Origin of the sequence: Pseudomonas sp. NPDC089569 (assembly GCF_050280625.1) — a bacterium.
In the GTDB taxonomy this organism is placed as follows: domain Bacteria; phylum Pseudomonadota; class Gammaproteobacteria; order Pseudomonadales; family Pseudomonadaceae; genus Aquipseudomonas.
Map to the genome: position 1 here is coordinate 1 of NZ_JBNNVQ010000133.1, position 14,754 is coordinate 14,754.

Consider the following 14,754-nt stretch of genomic DNA (forward strand, 5'->3'; position numbering starts at 1 on the left):
GAGCCAGGACGGTCGCCGCATCCATGCACGCTGGAACCACCAAGGAGTCTGATATGCACGTCTCCCATAAACGCTTGCTCGCGGTCCTGGGGTTTTCGTTGTGCGCCGTCTTGCCGTCAGCGCATGCCGAGGAGAAAACCCTGCGCCTGTATAACTGGGCCGACTATTTTGCCGAGGACACCTTGGCCCGGTTCACCGCTGAGACCGGGATCAAGGTGATCTACGACGTCATGGATGGCAGTGAAACCCTGGAAGCCAAGATGCTCGCCGGCGGCAGCGGCTATGACCTGATTTTCCCCGGCGACACCGTGGCCGAACGCTTGATGCGCGCCGGCAGCCTGTTGCCGCTGGACCGCTCGAAGCTCACGCAACTGGCGGACATCGAGCCCGGCCTTGAGAAACTGCACAGCCGCTATGAGCATTCCAGCCAGGCCACGGTGCCTTATACCTGGGGCACCATCGGCCTGACCTACAATGAGCAGCAAATCAGGCAGCGCGTGCCGGATGCGCCGGTCAACAGCCTGGACATGCTGTTCAAGCCGGAACTGGCGGCGAAATTCGCCGATTGCGGCATTTCGATGATCGACTCGCCGGACGAAGTGCTGGCGGTGGTGCTCAACTACCTGGGACGGGAACCGCGCAGCGCCAAGCCCGAGGACCTGGCGGCGGCCAGCGCCTTGCTGCTCAAGCTGCGACCGTACATTCGCAAGTTCCAGTCGCAACCGGTGACAGACCTGGTCAATGGCAACCTGTGCCTGTCCCTGGGCTACAGCGGGGACATGACCCAGGCGCAGCGCACGTCCGATACCGCCGGCAAGAAAACCGACTTCCAGTATCGGATTCCCCGCGAAGGCACCACGATCTGGATGGACACCATGGCGATTCCGGTCGACGCCAAACACCCGGAGTACGCCTATGCGTTCATCAACTTTGTGATGCGCCCGCAGAACATGGCGGCCATCAGCAACTTCACCGGTTATCCGACCTCCAACGCCAAGGCGCGTGCCGACGTCGATGCGTCAATGCGTGACAACCCGGACATCTACATTAATGAAGCCACTTATGCGCGATTGATCCCCGGCAAGGACATTCCCCAGGCCGACATGCGGGCACGCATGCGCACCTGGACCAAGTTCAAGACGGCCACCGGCCAGTAATATCGGGCCGGCGTGCATTCGCCGGCCTTTTTCAATTTTCAGGAAAAAGACACATGTCCACGCGTCGCGAATTCATCAAGCAGGCATCGGTCATCGCCGGTATGGGAGCTGCTTTCATGGGGCTTGGATTGAGCCCGGCTGCGGTACTGGCAGCCAGCGAGGGTCGCTGGTACATGCCGGACGAGGGCGACAAGCATCAGCAGGCGTTCATTGCCTTCGGTGCACAGGACGCCATTTGGGAGGATTTCACGGCTGACGTGCAGGCCGCGCTGGGACGGATTGCGCGCGCCATCGCCGAGCATGAACCGGTCACTGTGTTCTGTCGCGAGAGCGAACGGGACCTGGCGGAAGAACACTGTGGATCGGCGAACATCACCTACGTCATCACTGAACTCGACGACATCTGGATGCGCGATATCGGCGCCAACTTCGTCGTCGATGACCGCGGCGAGCTCGGCGCGGTGGACTTCAATTTCAACGGCTGGGGCAACAAACAGCGGCATGCCAAGGATGCGCAGGTGGCGGCCCTGGTGGCCGAAACCGAAGAGGCGCGTTACCAGCGCAGCGAACTGGTGGGCGAGGGCGGCGGCATCGAAGTGGACGGTCACGGCACCGGGATCATGACCGAAAGCAGCTGGATCAATGCCAATCGCAATCCCGAGTGGAGCAAGGCCGAAGTCGAGCAGGAGCTGAAGGCTCGCCTGGGCTTGCGCAAGATCATCTGGCTGGAGGGCATCAAGGGCAAGGACATCACCGATGCCCATGTCGACTTCTATGCCCGCTTCGTCAAGCCCGGCGTGGTGATCGCCAATCTCGACAACGACCCGCAGTCATACGACTACAAGGTCACCCGTGCCCATCTGGACATCCTGAAGAACGCCACCGATGCCGATGGCCGCAAGCTCGAAGTGCACACCGTGTCGCCACCACTCAATCCGCGCCAGAGCAAGTTCAACCGCGACAACCCGGATTTCGCCGCCGGCTATATCAATTATTTCGTGATCAACGGCGCGATCATTGCGCCGCAGTTCGGTGACAAGGCTTCCGATGCCAAGGCCTTCGAACTGCTCTCCAGACTCTATCCGGATCGCAAAGTGGTACAGCTCAACATAGACGCCATCTCCGCCGGAGGCGGCGGCATTCATTGCGTGACCAGTCACCAGCCGCTGGTCTGAACCCCGGCCCCCTGTAGGAGCGAGCATGCTCGCGATGGAGGCAAAGGCACCACTGGGCATCAGGTACCCCCGCGTTATCGTTGACGACCATCGCGAGCATGCTCGCTCCTACAGGGGAATGAGTTGGCTCTGGATTTTGAAGTAAACTCCCCGGCATCCGTTCACCCACCCTTGCCAGAGAGCCCCATGGCCAATCAAGACATCACCTTTACTCCCGATCCTGATCTGGACTCCATTTCCTCCGACGTCACCGAATTCAACGGCATCCTGATGTCCACCCAGATCCCGACCCGCGCCGACGGCAGCCTGGAGCTGGGCGACATCACCCTGCAAAGCGAATGCACCCTGCAAGCGCTCAAGGTTGCGCTGGAACGCGCCGGCAGCTCCATGGACCGCGTGCTGCACCTGACCATCTACCTGACCGACATGGCCGACCGCGCCGCATTCAACGAAGTCTACAAGCGCTTCTTCGCCAAGCCCTGGCCGGTGCGCGCCGCGGTGGGCGTGGCGTCCCTGGCAGTCGAAGGCATGCGCGTGGAAGTCACGGCGATGGCGGCCAAGGCCTGACCCCTGTGGGAGCGAGCCTGCTCGCGATAGCGTCAGACCAGTCAATACATCTTTGACTGATACACCGCTATCGCGAGCAGGCTCGCTCCCACAGTGAGATAAATGCTCAATCCGGTGCAGGAGCGAGGCTTGCCCGAGAAGGCGTCAGCCCGGCTGGGCCCGGGAACATCCGCCACCGGGCAGTACACGCGTGCCGCCCAGGCAATTCACCGGTACAATGCGCGATTCGACCGTGACAGCCTGACTAAAAAAACATGTCCTTGCCCAAGCATCACCTGGAATTGCTCAGCCCCGCCCGCGATGTCGCCATTGCCCGCGAGGCCATCCTGCATGGCGCCGACGCCGTGTACCTCGGCGGCCCGAGCTTCGGCGCCCGCCACAACGCCTGCAACGAAGTGAGCGATATCGCCCGGTTGGTCGAATTCGCCCATCGTTACCATGCCCGGGTGTTCACCACCATCAACACGATCCTGCATGACAATGAACTGGAGCCGGCGCGCAAGCTGATCCACGAACTGTACGATGCCGGTGTCGATGCGCTGATCGTGCAGGACCTGGGGGTGATGGAGCTGGACATTCCGCCCATCGAGCTGCACGCCAGCACCCAGACCGACATTCGCACCCTGGCGCGGGCCAAGTTCCTCGATCAGGCCGGTTTCTCGCAACTGGTCCTGGCCCGCGAGCTGAACCTGCAGGAAATCAACGCGATCGCCAGGGAAACCGACGCGGCGATCGAGTTTTTCATCCACGGCGCCTTGTGCGTGGCGTTCTCCGGCCAGTGCAACATCTCCCACGCGCAGACCGGGCGCAGTGCCAACCGTGGCGATTGCTCCCAGGCCTGCCGCCTGCCGTACACCCTCAAGGACGAAAAGGGCGGCGTGATCGCCTACGAAAAACACCTGCTGTCGATGAAGGACAACAACCAGAGCGCCAACATCCGCGCCCTGGTCGAAGCCGGCGTGCGTTCGTTCAAGATCGAAGGGCGCTACAAGGATGTGGGTTATGTGAAGAACATCACCGCCTACTACCGCCAGCGCCTGGACGAAGTGCTTGAAGACCGCCCGGACCTGGCCCGCGCCTCCAGCGGCCGCACGGCACACTTCTTCGTGCCCGACCCGGACAAGACGTTCCATCGCGGCAGCACCGACTACTTCGTCAGCGAGCGCAAGATCGACATCGGCGCCTTCGACTCGCCAACCTTTACCGGCCTGCCGGTGGGCGTGGTGGAAAAAGTCGGCAAGCGCGACCTGCTGGTGGTCACCCACGAGCCGCTGTCCAACGGCGATGGCCTCAACGTACTGGTCAAGCGTGAAGTGGTGGGCTGGCGGACCAACATCGCCGAACCCAAGGGCGAGTTCGAGGAAGACGGCGAGAAGCGCTATCGCTATCGCGTCGAGCCCAACGAGATGCCCAAGGGGCTGCACCAGTTGCGCCCGAATCATCCGCTGAGCCGCAACCTGGACCACAACTGGCAGCAGGCCTTGCAGAAGACTTCCGCCGAGCGCCGTATCGGCGTGGCCTGGGTCGCGCGCCTGGACGAACAGCGCCTGCAACTGACCGCCACCAGCGAGGAGGGCGTCAAGGCAAGTGTGTCGCTGGACGGTCCATTCGGCGTGGCCAACAAGCCGGAACAGGCGCTGGAGCAACTGCGCGACCTGCTCGGGCAACTGGGCACCACCGAATACCACGCCACCGACATCAAGCTCGATGCCCCGCAGGCGTTCTTCATCCCCAATTCGCAGCTCAAGGCCCTGCGCCGCGAGGTGATCGAAGCGTTGACCGAAGCCCGCATCCAGGCTCATCCACGGGGCAGCCGCAAGGCCGAGACCAGTCCGCCGCCGGTTTACCCGGAGTCGCACCTGTCGTTCCTGGCCAACGTCTACAACCAGAAGGCCCGGGACTTCTATCACCGTCACGGCGTCGAGCTGATCGACGCGGCGTACGAAGCCCACGAGGAGCCGGGCGAAGTGCCGGTGATGATCACCAAGCACTGCCTGCGCTTCTCCTTCAACCTGTGTCCCAAGCAGGCCAAGGGCGTCACCGGCGTGCGCACCAAGGTCGCGCCGATGCAGTTGATTCACGGTGACGAGGTGCTGACGCTGAAGTTCGACTGCAAGCCTTGCGAGATGCACGTGATCGGCAAGATGAAGGGGCACATTCTCGATTTGCCGCAGCCGGGCAGCGTGCAGCCGGTGGTGGGCTACATCAGCCCCGAAGACCTGCTCAAGACCATCCCACGCGCCCCGCACTGAGTGGCGCGACCTCCTCTGTAGGAGCCAGCGGTGCGGCGATCCGACTTGCCGGCGAAGGCGTTTTCAAGGCCGCCTTCGCCGCCAAGGCTGGCTCCTACGGATCTAAGACGGCCTTGCGTCGTGCGGTGGCCATGAAAACGCCTACGCCTGTAGGAGCGAGGCTTGCCCGCGAAGGCGGCCTTGCGTCATGCGGCGCCAATAAAAATGCCTTCGCCGGCAAGTCGGATCGCCGCACCGCTGGCTCCTACGGATTTAAAGCGGCCTTGCGTCATGCGGCGTCAGCGAGAACGCTTTCGCCGCCAAGGCTGGCTCCTACAGGGTAGGTATCGCCCTTACCGTCCGACTGGCGCCCCGCGCCGCCTGTGCTAGCGTTCTGAGGTCGACCCTCAATTGCGAGCCCCGCCATGGACGAGAATATCGTTAACATCACCACCGAAAAGTTCAACGCACTGATTGCCGTGGTGCAGGCTTACGGTGTTGCTTTCGCAGTCAAGGTTTTGTCCGCCATCGCCTTCTGGATCGTCGGTCGCTGGCTGATCGGCTTTGCTGTCGGCATGGTGCAGAAGGCGCTGGGCAAGCAGAAAGTCGATCCGACCGTGCTGCGTTATGTCGGCTCGGCCATTACCGTGACGCTGAACATCATCCTGGTGATCGCCATCCTCGGTTACCTGGGCATGCAGACCACCACCTTCGCCGCACTGCTCGCCGCAGTCGGCCTGGCGATCGGCATGGCCTGGTCGGGATTGCTGGCCAACCTGGCGGCCGGCGCCTTCATTATCGTGCTGCGGCCGTTCAAGGTCGGCGACTTCATCAACGCCGGTGGCGTGACCGGTACTGTCACCGAGATCGGCCTGTTCGCCACCGCGATCAATACCCCTGACAACGTGCTGACGCTGGTGGGCAACAACAAGATCTTCAGCGACAACATCCAGAACTTCACCCACAACCCGTTCCGCCGCGTCGAACTCAAGGCGCAACTGTCCGGGGCGGCCGACTGGAAAGCGGCCGCGGCCTTGCTCAAGGAGAAAATCGCCGCCATCCCCAATGTGCTGGAGACGCCTGGGGTCGACGTGGAAATCCTGGAGTTCAACCTGGTGGGGCCGGTGCTGGCGGTGCGCCCTTATTGCCACAACGAGCACTACTGGCAGGTGTATTTCGACACCAACCGCATCATCAAGGATGCCCTGGGCGAGGCCGGCTTCCCGGCACCGATGCCGGCGCAGACCGTGATCTTCCAGCAAGGCGCTGCATTGCCCGGAGCGTTGGGCAAGGAGTGACCGCTGGGGGTGATTCTGATCGCCGCCCTACAGGAGCGAGCAAGCTCCGGGCGGCGTTCCGACGATGACCGTCATCAATGGCGCGGGGCGTCCTGTCAGATCGCGATATAGCCGAAATAGACGACCGCCACGCCGGCGGCAAGGGTGAATGCACCCAGTGCTCTGGTTGTCGAGCGGTTCGACCGGGAGTATCCGGACGTCCGCTGCAGGTCCGTACCGGGGTACACCACACGTTTGAAGTGCATTTCCATGGTTGCCCGGTAGGTGTAGCGCAAGCCGATGCAGATAAACAGGATGATCAGGGACAGGGCCAGCGCGCGGCTGATCGCCGGATCGACCAGAGGCCGGGGATGTTCTTCGGCACAGGCTGCACTTTCGAATTCGGCGATGCTGATTCCCCGGGTTTCCATCAAGGACTGTCTGTTGCCGGTGAGGGGGGCGGCCAGGCGATCAAGATCCGGCGTCTGATACTTCCACAGTGTCGTCGAGCCTTCCCGACAATAAGTGAACGCACCAGGCTTGGCGGCGGCGATGATGCACGCGTCGTTGATACCCAGCTTTTTAAGGGTTTCGGTGGCTGAGCGGGTGAAATCCAGTTCGAGAACGGGAATGGTCCCATTGGCTAAGGCGCCGGTGGAAGCCAGCAGGCTCCCCAAGAGGCAAAGGGTAGAAGTTTTCAAGGTTGGATTCCTTGTTTTTATCGGCCTTTTGATTGAATCGGCTAATTCCCTGCCCCGTAGTTCATCAAGTCTAGATCGCAAATTTCGTCTTGGTGAAAGAAGGTGCATATCAATCAGCTTTCGACCGATGGCATGGCAGATGCCAGGTGGCTGTGCCTTACTCGACAATTGAACAGGCGGGAGCGTGAACCATGCAGGGCAGGGCGGGCTCAAGGGAAGAGGGCGACGCGGGGTCGGCTTCCGGACAGATCGATGCGAAAATCCGCGAACTCAGCGACTGGCGCGGTGAGATCTTGACGCAGATTCGGGCACTGATTCGACAGGCCGAACCCGAGGTGGTGGAGGAGGTGAAGTGGCGAGGAGTGCCGGTGTGGTCGCTCGCCGGAATCATCTGCACCGGCGAAACCTACAGGCAAACCGTGAAAATGACCTTCGCCAGGGGCGCCGCGCTGGACGATCCTGCACGGCTGTTCAATGCCAGCCTGGAAGGCAATACCCGACGAGCCATCGATATCCATGAAGGCGAGACGCTTGACGAAGCCGCGTTGATGGCGCTGATACGCGCCGCCGTAGCACTCAATCGCTCAAAGCACCAGTGATGCATCGGGGTTCGCTCCCTCTCGCCCCGATGTGGATGTTGCGCCGCATCAACTGCGCTTGGACAGTGTCCAGTTCGGCCGGATGAAGTGGCAGGTGTAACCGTTGGGGTAGCGTTCGAGGTAGTCCTGATGCTCAGGCTCCGCTTCCCAGAATGGGCCGGCGGGTTCGATCTCGGTCACCACCTTGCCGGGCCACAGGCCGCTGGCGTCGACATCGGCCACGGTGTCCTCGGCGATGCGTTTTTGTGCTTCGCCCAGATAAAACAGGGCCGAACGATAGCTGCTGCCCAGGTCGTTACCCTGGCGATTTTTCGTGGTCGGATCGTGGATCTGGAAGAAAAACTCGAGAATCTGCCGATAGCTGATCTGTTCGGGATCGAAGACGATTTCGATGGCTTCGGCGTGGCTGCCATGGTTACGGTAGGTCGCATTGGGCACATCACCGCCCGAATAGCCGACCCGCGTGGACACCACGCCCGGATAGCGTCGCAACAAGTCCTGCATGCCCCAGAAGCAGCCGCCGGCGAGGATGGCGGTTTCGGTGTGCGTCGTCATGTCATGCACCTCCCATCAGTGAGCGGCCCCGATTATCGAGGCCGTCAGCCCCTCAATGCATCTTGCTGTGATCCATCATGCCGTGGTCCATGGCGTCCAGCGAGCGGGCCGGGGCGTCGACCTTGATCGTTTCCCTTTCGCCCTTGGCGTTTTCCACGGTCAGGGTCAGGGGCACCTGGCTCCCTTCATTTATCTGGGACGTCAGCCCCATCAGCATGATGTGGTAGCCCTGGGGATCGAAACTCACCGGTTTGCCGGCCGGCAACGCCACGGAGTCGACCTCGCCCATGCGCATCACGTCGTCGTTCATGGTCATCTGGTGGATTTGCACGGTTTTCGCCACGGGCGACTGAACGCTGAGCAGTTTACTGTCCGTGTCCGCCTGCAGGGTCATGAAGGCACCGGTGGACGTCTGACCGGCAACCGTGGCACGAACCCAGGCGTCGTTCACCAGGGTTTGCGCGGACACTTGCCACGCCATGCCGATCAGGGAAAGACCCAAGACCAGCTGTTTCATGCGTTTTGCGTACAACGAAGTCATCAGCAGACCTCCATGACAGTGAGCAGGTCTTCTGCGCACTCTTTTGCGGTCAGCGACGCGGACAGGCCCAGGCGCAGATTGCCCCGGGAGTCGAACACGAAGCTGGTGGCCGTGTGGGACAGGGTATAGGTGTCGCCGCTGGGGACCTTTTCGAAGAATACGCCGAACTCCTTGGCGGTGGCGGCGGTTTCTTCCAGGGTGCCGTACAGCGCCTCGAAAGTCGGATCGAAGGCCTTGACGTATTTGTCGAGCAATTCGGGGGTGTCGCGTTCGGGGTCCAGGGTGATGAAGATCACTTGCAGGCGCTCGCCGTCACGGCCCATCAGCTTCTTGGCCTGGGCGGCGCGGGCCAGCGTCGTCGGGCAGACCGCCGGGCATTGGGTGAAACCGAAAAAGACCATCGGCATCATGCCGCGATAGCTGCCCAGCATCCGGGTTTCGCCCTGGGTGTCCTTGAGCTTGAAGTTGCGGCCCATGATATTGTCGCTCAGATCCTTGCCGTACTTGAACGACAGCTTGCTGCTGCCATCGCAGCCGGCGAGCAGGCCAAGGCTCAACAGGCTCATGCCTTGCAGGACCGTGCGACGGGTATACAACGTACTCATGAAAAACAGCATCCTGTGTAGCGACCGGGAGTGCACAGTGGCTGATGGAACAGCCGAAAAAAAGCGCATGGATGTTAACAAACTGTTGCCCATCAGCGCTTAATCGATTCGCCCACCGGTCATGCGCCAAAACGTCGCGCCCCCGTGAGAGCTGGCTTGCCAGCGATGACAGCCTGACGCCATGCGGTGTTTTTGAAGACGCCTTCGCCTGTAGGAGCCAGGCTTGCCGGCGAAGACGACCTGACGCCATGCGGTGCTTTCGAAGACGCCTTCGCCGGCAAGCCTGGCTCCTACGATGTTGGGGGCGGCCACAAAATCGCGGTGTTTGGCGAGCCTGTGGGAGCTGGCTTGCCAGCGATGGCGGCCTGACGCCATGCAGTGCTTTCGAAAACGCCTTCGCCCGTAGGAGCCAGGCTTGCCGGCGAAAGCGGCCTTGCGTCATGCGGCACAATTGAAAACGCCTTCGCCGGCAAGCCTGGCTCCTACGGAATCAAGGACACCTGCGAAATCGTGGTGTGCCGCGGTTCCCGCAAAACAATGGCGCTACACAAACATACAAATGCCCCCGACGCCGACACATTGCAGATACAAAGGTGCGCTTTCATGGTCACGTCCAATCCCCCACAGAGGTCGCCACCATGTTCCGCCAACTGAAAAATGCCGCCGGTTTCCTGCGTCAAGGCGCGCGCCTGATGGTGGGCATGCCCGATTACGACAACTACGTCGCGCAAATGGCGATCAACCATCCCGGTGAGCCGGTGATGACTTACGAGGCATTTTTTCGTGAGCGTCAGGAGGCGCGGTTCGGCCGTGGCAAGTGCAATACGCGATGCTGCTGAACGCTGATCTTCGCGTCTGCAACGCACTTTTATAAAGCGCGACGCCCCGACAACGTGCATCGATTGGCGGTGACGCGCTGATTTTTCTTTTCCCGGGCACCTGCATGCGCCGCTGCAGCCGGCGTCATGCACCCTCACTGCAAACTGGCACAAACACTGCAATGACCCCTCCAGCCCCCTCTGAAAAAGAAGGGCTGCCCTCTCGGTCAACGACGATCGACTGACCGCGCAGGTCGTGGGCTACATCGGTGGATCAGGCACGGTTGTCTGGTTCGAACACCGCAAAAGAACAGGCAAAGACGCCTGGAACCGCAAGGTTTCAGGCGTTTTTTTTTTGCTTCAAAAACCGTGATGGGCAGGGTGTCGCTTATGAATTGCAAGGTAGCCACGTTGAACAAATTGCAAACGCTGATCGTGATCGGCAATGGCATGGTCGGCCATCATTGTGTCGAGCAGTTGATCGAGCGCGGCGCCCTGGAGCGCTACCGGGTTCACGTTTTCAGCGAAGAGCCGATGCGTGCTTACGACCGGGTGCACCTGTCCGAGTACTTCGCTGGTCGCGATGCCGAGTCGCTGGCACTCGGTGATGCAGCGCTGTACCGCACGCCTGGCGTCACGCTGCATCTGGGCGTGCCGGTGCTGGAAATCGATCGGGTGCGGCGCCAGGTCATCACCGCACAGGGCTGCGTGCCTTACGACAAACTGGTGCTGGCCACCGGTTCCTATCCGTTCGTGCCGCCGATTGAAGGCGCCGAAGGCGATTCGCGCCTCGTCTACCGCACCCTTGAAGACCTTGATGCCATTCGTGCTGCAGCAGCCCATGCCCGGCGCGGTGTGGTGGTCGGTGGTGGCCTGCTTGGTCTTGAAGCCGCCAACGCTCTGAAAAGCCTGGGCCTCGAAGCTCACGTGGTGGAGTTCGCACCGCGCCTGATGCCGGTGCAGCTGGACGATCTGGGCGGATTGGCACTCAAGGCGCAGATTGAACGGCTGGGCGTCGGCGTACACCTGTCCCGCGCCACGCAATCGATCAGCACGGGCGAGCAGTACCGCTATCGCATGAACTTCGCCAACGACGAATACCTGGAAACCGACCTGGTGGTGTTCTCCGCCGGTATCCGCGCGCAAGACGCACTGGCCCGGCAATGCGCGCTCGAAATCGGCCCGCGCGGCGGCGTGGTGGTCGACGACAACTGCCTGAGCTGTGACCCGAACATTTATGCCATCGGCGAGTGCGCTTCGTGGAACGGCAGCGTGTTCGGCCTGGTTGCGCCGGGCTACCAGATGGCCCGCAGTGTCGCCGCACGCCTGTGTGGCGAGGCTGTCGAGCCGTTCCGGGGCGCGGACATGTCGACCAAGCTCAAGTTGCTGGGTGTGGACGTTGGCTCCATCGGCGATGCCCACGCCAGCACGCCGGGCGCGCGCAGCTATCAGTTCATCGACGAAACGACGGCCAGTTACCGGCGCCTGGTGGTGGATGCCAGCGGCAAGCAGGTGCTCGGTGCGGTGCTGATCGGCGACAACAGCTACTACGACACGTTGCTGCAATACATGCAGAACGCAATTGCCTTGCCGCCGGAACCGGCCGCTCTGATCCTGCCGTCCTCCGAAGGCGCGCCGACCCTGGGTGCCGGTGCCTTGCCCGAGTCGGCAACCGTGTGTTCCTGCCACAACGTGACCAAGGGCGCGATCTGCTCGGCCATCGATGGCGGCTGCACCGATCTGGGCGCGCTCAAATCGCAGACCAAGGCCTGCACCGGTTGCGGTGGTTGCGCCGGCCTGCTCAAGCAGGTCTTCGAGCATGAATTGATCGCCCGTGGCGTCAGTGTCGACAAGAGCCTGTGCGAGCATTTCGCCTACACCCGTCAGGAGTTGTATGCGCTGGTGCGGGTGGAAGGGGTGATCACGTTCGAAGAACTGCTGGCCAAGCATGGTCGTGGTCATACCGGTTGTGCGGTGTGCAAGCCGGCGGTGGGTTCGATCCTGGCGTCGTGCTGGAACCAGCCGATCATGGACCCGTCGCTGGTGCCGTTGCAGGACACCAACGACACGTTCATGGCCAACATGCAGAAAAACGGCACCTATTCGGTGGTGCCGCGTATTCCCGGTGGCGAGATCACGGCCGACAAGCTGATCGCCATCGGCGTGGTTGCCAAGAAATACGACCTTTACACCAAGATCACCGGTGGCCAGCGGATCGACCTGTTCGGCGCGCAACTGCACCAATTGCCGGATATCTGGGGGGAATTGATCGAAGCGGGTTTTGAGACAGGGCACGCCTACGGCAAATCCACCCGGACGGTGAAATCCTGTGTCGGCAGCACCTGGTGCCGCTATGGCGTGCAGGACAGCGTGCAGATGGCGCTGACCCTCGAAGATCGCTACAAGGGCCTGCGTTCGCCGCACAAGCTCAAGTTCGCGGTGTCCGGCTGCACCCGCGAATGCGCCGAGGCGCAAAGCAAGGACGTGGGTGTGATCGCCACCGAAAAAGGCTGGAACCTCTACATCGCCGGCAACGGCGGCATGCGTCCACGCCATGCCGAGCTGTTTGCCACCGACCTGGATGACGCCACCCTGATCCGCTACATCGACCGCTTCCTGATGTTCTACATCCGCACCGCCGACAAATTGCAACGCACCTCGGTCTGGCGCGAAAGCCTGGAGGGCGGCCTGGACTACCTCAAGGACGTGATCATCCACGACAGCCTCGGCCTGGGCGCTGAACTGGAGTCGCAGATGCAGTTGGTGGTCAATCGCTACGAATGCGAGTGGGCCAACGCCCTCAAGGACCCGGAAAAACTCAAGCGCTTCCGCACCTTCGTCAACGACAAACGCCCGGACCCGGACATCCATTTTGTCCAGGAACGCGGCCAGCGGCGCCCGATCATGGCCGCCGAACTCAACCTGATCCCTGTCACCGAGGAGACTGCCTGATGAATATGTCCAATACCCAACGCGTTGAAACAGCGTCTTGCGCCATCTGGCAATCGGTGTGCAGCCAGCAGGATCTGGTCAGCGATTCCGGTGTGGTGGTGTGGCTGGACGGCGCGCAAGTGGCGCTGTTCTACCTGCCGGGCGCGGAAGGTAAAACCCTGTACGCCATCGACAACCACGACCCGCAGTCGGGCGCCAACGTCATCGGCCGCGGCCTGGTCGGCAGCCTCAAGGGCGACCTGGTGGTAGCTTCGCCCCTGTACAAGCAGCATTTCCGCCTGGAAGACGGCACCTGCCTGGAACACCCGCAACAGCGCTTGCGGGTGTGGCCGGTGCGGCTGAACGAGGGCAGAGTGGAAGTCGCCATCGCCTGATCCGACATCACGTTAACTGTCCCTCCGCCATCGCTGGCAAGCCAGCTCCCACAGTTTTACGGGCGTACACAAATACTGCATACCCCCGCAGCCCTGTAGGAGCGAGCAAGCTCGCGATGGACGCCAGGATGATGCGGGCATTCAGACAGCCAGCGTTATCGTTCACGTCCATCGCGAGCTTGCTCGCTCCTACAGGGGCCGATGCGCACCTTCTGCCTACCGCATGTCGCAAAAACGGCCCGGGCTTTCAATTCTCGTGCGGATCAGCCGATAACCCGTCTGGCAATCAGACTTTGGTCGACCGACAAACGTGCGAAAAGAGGAACCACAGAGTGTCCATAAAACTGCGTTTACTGTTGCTGATCGGCACGGGCGTGCTCACTGCACTGATCATGGGGCTGGTCAGTTACCTGGGGAATTCCCGGATGGCCGAAGCGGTGCAGGCCAATGATGTGGGTATGAGCGCGCTGCGCAATCACCTCGAAGCGGACATGATGCACGACGCCCTGCGCGCCGATGTGCTGGCGGCGATGCTGGTGGGGTTGGGCAAAAGCACGGCGAGCAAGGCCGAGGTGCGCAGCTCCATCGAGGAGCACACCGGGCATTTTCGCCAGATGCTTGCCGACAACCTCAAGCTGCCACTCAACGACACCCTGAAAACCGCGCTCAACCAGATCAGGCCCAGCCTCGACACCTACATCGGCGCCGCCGAACGCATTGTCGGCCTTGCCCTGGAAAACCCCGACGCCGCGCAAAAGGAACTGGGCGCCTTCAACAGCACCTTCACGCAACTGGAGGACCAGATGGCGGCCCTCAGCGAGCTGATCGAGCGCAATACCCAGCAGACCAGCGAGGGCACCGGCCAGGCCATCGGCAACGCCAATCTGGCCCTCGGCGTTGTGCTGGTCGTCAGCCTGCTGTTGCTGCTGGCCCAGGGGCGCTGGGTGATTCTGAGCATCATGGGGCCGCTGCGCAGCGCCAGCCGCATTGCCGACAGCATCGCCCACGGCAACTTGAGCGAGACCATTGTCGAGCCGAGCCGCCAGGATGAAGCCAGCCTGCTGATTCGCAGCCTGGCGACCATGCAGCGCGATCTTCGCGGCATGATCGAAGTGGTGCGCAGCAATGCCCATGGCGTCAGCGGCATGAGCGAGCGGCTGAGCAGCGGCTGCCACGAAGTCGCGGGCAGCAGCCAGCAACAA

The 14,754-nt window shown here is 61.8% G+C and carries 14 protein-coding genes; 10 read left to right on the plus strand and 4 right to left on the minus strand.

Going from position 1 to position 14,754, the window contains the following annotated elements:
- The first annotated feature begins 53 nt into the window (after positions 1 to 53).
- From ACQKP2_RS29230 to ACQKP2_RS29250, 5 genes are all read left to right on the plus strand, one after another.
- Positions 54 to 1,157 carry an extracellular solute-binding protein gene (locus tag ACQKP2_RS29230; protein WP_427581713.1) on the plus strand — a complete coding sequence of 368 codons (1,104 nt, stop codon included), beginning with the start codon at positions 54 to 56 and terminating at the stop codon, positions 1,155 to 1,157.
- Between the two features lie 53 nt (positions 1,158 to 1,210).
- The gene (locus ACQKP2_RS29235; RefSeq protein ID WP_427581715.1) at positions 1,211 to 2,332 is read left to right on the plus strand and encodes an agmatine deiminase family protein; all 1,122 of its coding nucleotides are present in this window, start codon (positions 1,211 to 1,213) and stop codon (positions 2,330 to 2,332) included.
- A gap of 186 nt (positions 2,333 to 2,518) precedes the next feature.
- On the plus strand, positions 2,519 to 2,899 hold the full coding sequence (locus ACQKP2_RS29240; RefSeq protein ID WP_427581717.1) for a RidA family protein: 381 nt from the start codon (positions 2,519 to 2,521) through the stop codon (positions 2,897 to 2,899).
- Positions 2,900 to 3,153: 254 nt separating this feature from the next.
- Entirely contained in the window at positions 3,154 to 5,151 is a 1,998-nt protein-coding gene (locus ACQKP2_RS29245) for a peptidase U32 family protein (RefSeq protein ID WP_427581719.1), read from the plus strand.
- A 404-nt stretch (positions 5,152 to 5,555) separates the two neighbouring features.
- A complete protein-coding gene (locus ACQKP2_RS29250; protein ID WP_427581721.1) occupies positions 5,556 to 6,428 on the plus strand; it encodes a mechanosensitive ion channel family protein in 873 nt (290 codons plus the stop codon).
- Between the two features lie 95 nt (positions 6,429 to 6,523).
- On the opposite strand, the gene ACQKP2_RS29255 is transcribed toward ACQKP2_RS29250, so the two are convergent.
- Positions 6,524 to 7,108: a hypothetical protein gene (locus tag ACQKP2_RS29255; protein WP_427581723.1), complete on the minus strand. Its 585-nt coding sequence runs from the start codon at positions 7,106 to 7,108 to the stop codon at positions 6,524 to 6,526.
- Positions 7,109 to 7,299: 191 nt separating this feature from the next.
- Between ACQKP2_RS29255 and ACQKP2_RS29260 the strand changes: the two genes are divergently transcribed.
- Positions 7,300 to 7,707, plus strand: a complete 408-nt coding sequence (locus ACQKP2_RS29260) for a DUF1801 domain-containing protein (protein ID WP_427581725.1) — start codon at positions 7,300 to 7,302, stop codon at positions 7,705 to 7,707.
- 48 nt (positions 7,708 to 7,755) lie between these two features.
- On the opposite strand, the gene msrA is transcribed toward ACQKP2_RS29260, so the two are convergent.
- From msrA to ACQKP2_RS29275, 3 genes are read right to left on the minus strand one after another with little or no spacing between them, the layout of a single operon-like run.
- Positions 7,756 to 8,262, minus strand: a complete 507-nt coding sequence (gene msrA, locus ACQKP2_RS29265; RefSeq protein WP_427581727.1) for a peptide-methionine (S)-S-oxide reductase MsrA — start codon at positions 8,260 to 8,262, stop codon at positions 7,756 to 7,758.
- Between the two features lie 52 nt (positions 8,263 to 8,314).
- Positions 8,315 to 8,803: a copper chaperone PCu(A)C gene (locus ACQKP2_RS29270; RefSeq protein WP_427581729.1), complete on the minus strand. Its 489-nt coding sequence runs from the start codon at positions 8,801 to 8,803 to the stop codon at positions 8,315 to 8,317.
- A complete protein-coding gene (locus tag ACQKP2_RS29275) occupies positions 8,803 to 9,408 on the minus strand; it encodes an SCO family protein (RefSeq protein WP_427581731.1) in 606 nt (201 codons plus the stop codon). The genes ACQKP2_RS29270 and ACQKP2_RS29275 overlap by 1 nt, the downstream gene beginning before the upstream one ends.
- 638 nt (positions 9,409 to 10,046) lie before the next feature.
- Here ACQKP2_RS29275 and ACQKP2_RS29280 point away from each other — a divergent pair.
- The 4 genes from ACQKP2_RS29280 to ACQKP2_RS29295 form a co-directional block, all read left to right on the plus strand.
- Positions 10,047 to 10,247, plus strand: coding sequence for a YbdD/YjiX family protein (locus tag ACQKP2_RS29280; RefSeq protein ID WP_427581733.1), 201 nt, complete (start codon positions 10,047 to 10,049; stop codon positions 10,245 to 10,247).
- Between the two features lie 369 nt (positions 10,248 to 10,616).
- Positions 10,617 to 13,178, plus strand: a complete 2,562-nt coding sequence (nirB, locus tag ACQKP2_RS29285) for a nitrite reductase large subunit NirB (RefSeq protein WP_427581735.1) — start codon at positions 10,617 to 10,619, stop codon at positions 13,176 to 13,178.
- Positions 13,178 to 13,552, plus strand: a complete 375-nt coding sequence (nirD, locus tag ACQKP2_RS29290) for a nitrite reductase small subunit NirD (protein ID WP_427581737.1) — start codon at positions 13,178 to 13,180, stop codon at positions 13,550 to 13,552. The genes nirB and nirD overlap by 1 nt, the downstream gene beginning before the upstream one ends.
- A 332-nt stretch (positions 13,553 to 13,884) precedes the next feature.
- A partial coding sequence (locus ACQKP2_RS29295) for an MCP four helix bundle domain-containing protein (protein WP_427581739.1) occupies positions 13,885 to 14,754 on the plus strand: 870 nt, incomplete at its 3' end.

Coding starts and splice junctions, on each gene's coding strand:
- ACQKP2_RS29230 (WP_427581713.1), top strand. CDS start 54: ATGCACGTCTCCCATAAACGCTTGCTCGCGGTCCTGGGGTTTTCGTTG.
- ACQKP2_RS29235 (WP_427581715.1), top strand. CDS start 1,211: ATGTCCACGCGTCGCGAATTCATCAAGCAGGCATCGGTCATCGCCGGT.
- ACQKP2_RS29240 (WP_427581717.1), top strand. CDS start 2,519: ATGGCCAATCAAGACATCACCTTTACTCCCGATCCTGATCTGGACTCC.
- ACQKP2_RS29245 (WP_427581719.1), top strand. CDS start 3,154: ATGTCCTTGCCCAAGCATCACCTGGAATTGCTCAGCCCCGCCCGCGAT.
- ACQKP2_RS29250 (WP_427581721.1), top strand. CDS start 5,556: ATGGACGAGAATATCGTTAACATCACCACCGAAAAGTTCAACGCACTG.
- ACQKP2_RS29260 (WP_427581725.1), top strand. CDS start 7,300: ATGCAGGGCAGGGCGGGCTCAAGGGAAGAGGGCGACGCGGGGTCGGCT.
- msrA (WP_427581727.1), bottom strand. CDS start 8,262: ATGACGACGCACACCGAAACCGCCATCCTCGCCGGCGGCTGCTTCTGG.
- ACQKP2_RS29270 (WP_427581729.1), bottom strand. CDS start 8,803: ATGACTTCGTTGTACGCAAAACGCATGAAACAGCTGGTCTTGGGTCTT.
- ACQKP2_RS29275 (WP_427581731.1), bottom strand. CDS start 9,408: ATGAGTACGTTGTATACCCGTCGCACGGTCCTGCAAGGCATGAGCCTG.
- ACQKP2_RS29280 (WP_427581733.1), top strand. CDS start 10,047: ATGTTCCGCCAACTGAAAAATGCCGCCGGTTTCCTGCGTCAAGGCGCG.
- nirB (WP_427581735.1), top strand. CDS start 10,617: ATGAATTGCAAGGTAGCCACGTTGAACAAATTGCAAACGCTGATCGTG.
- nirD (WP_427581737.1), top strand. CDS start 13,178: ATGAATATGTCCAATACCCAACGCGTTGAAACAGCGTCTTGCGCCATC.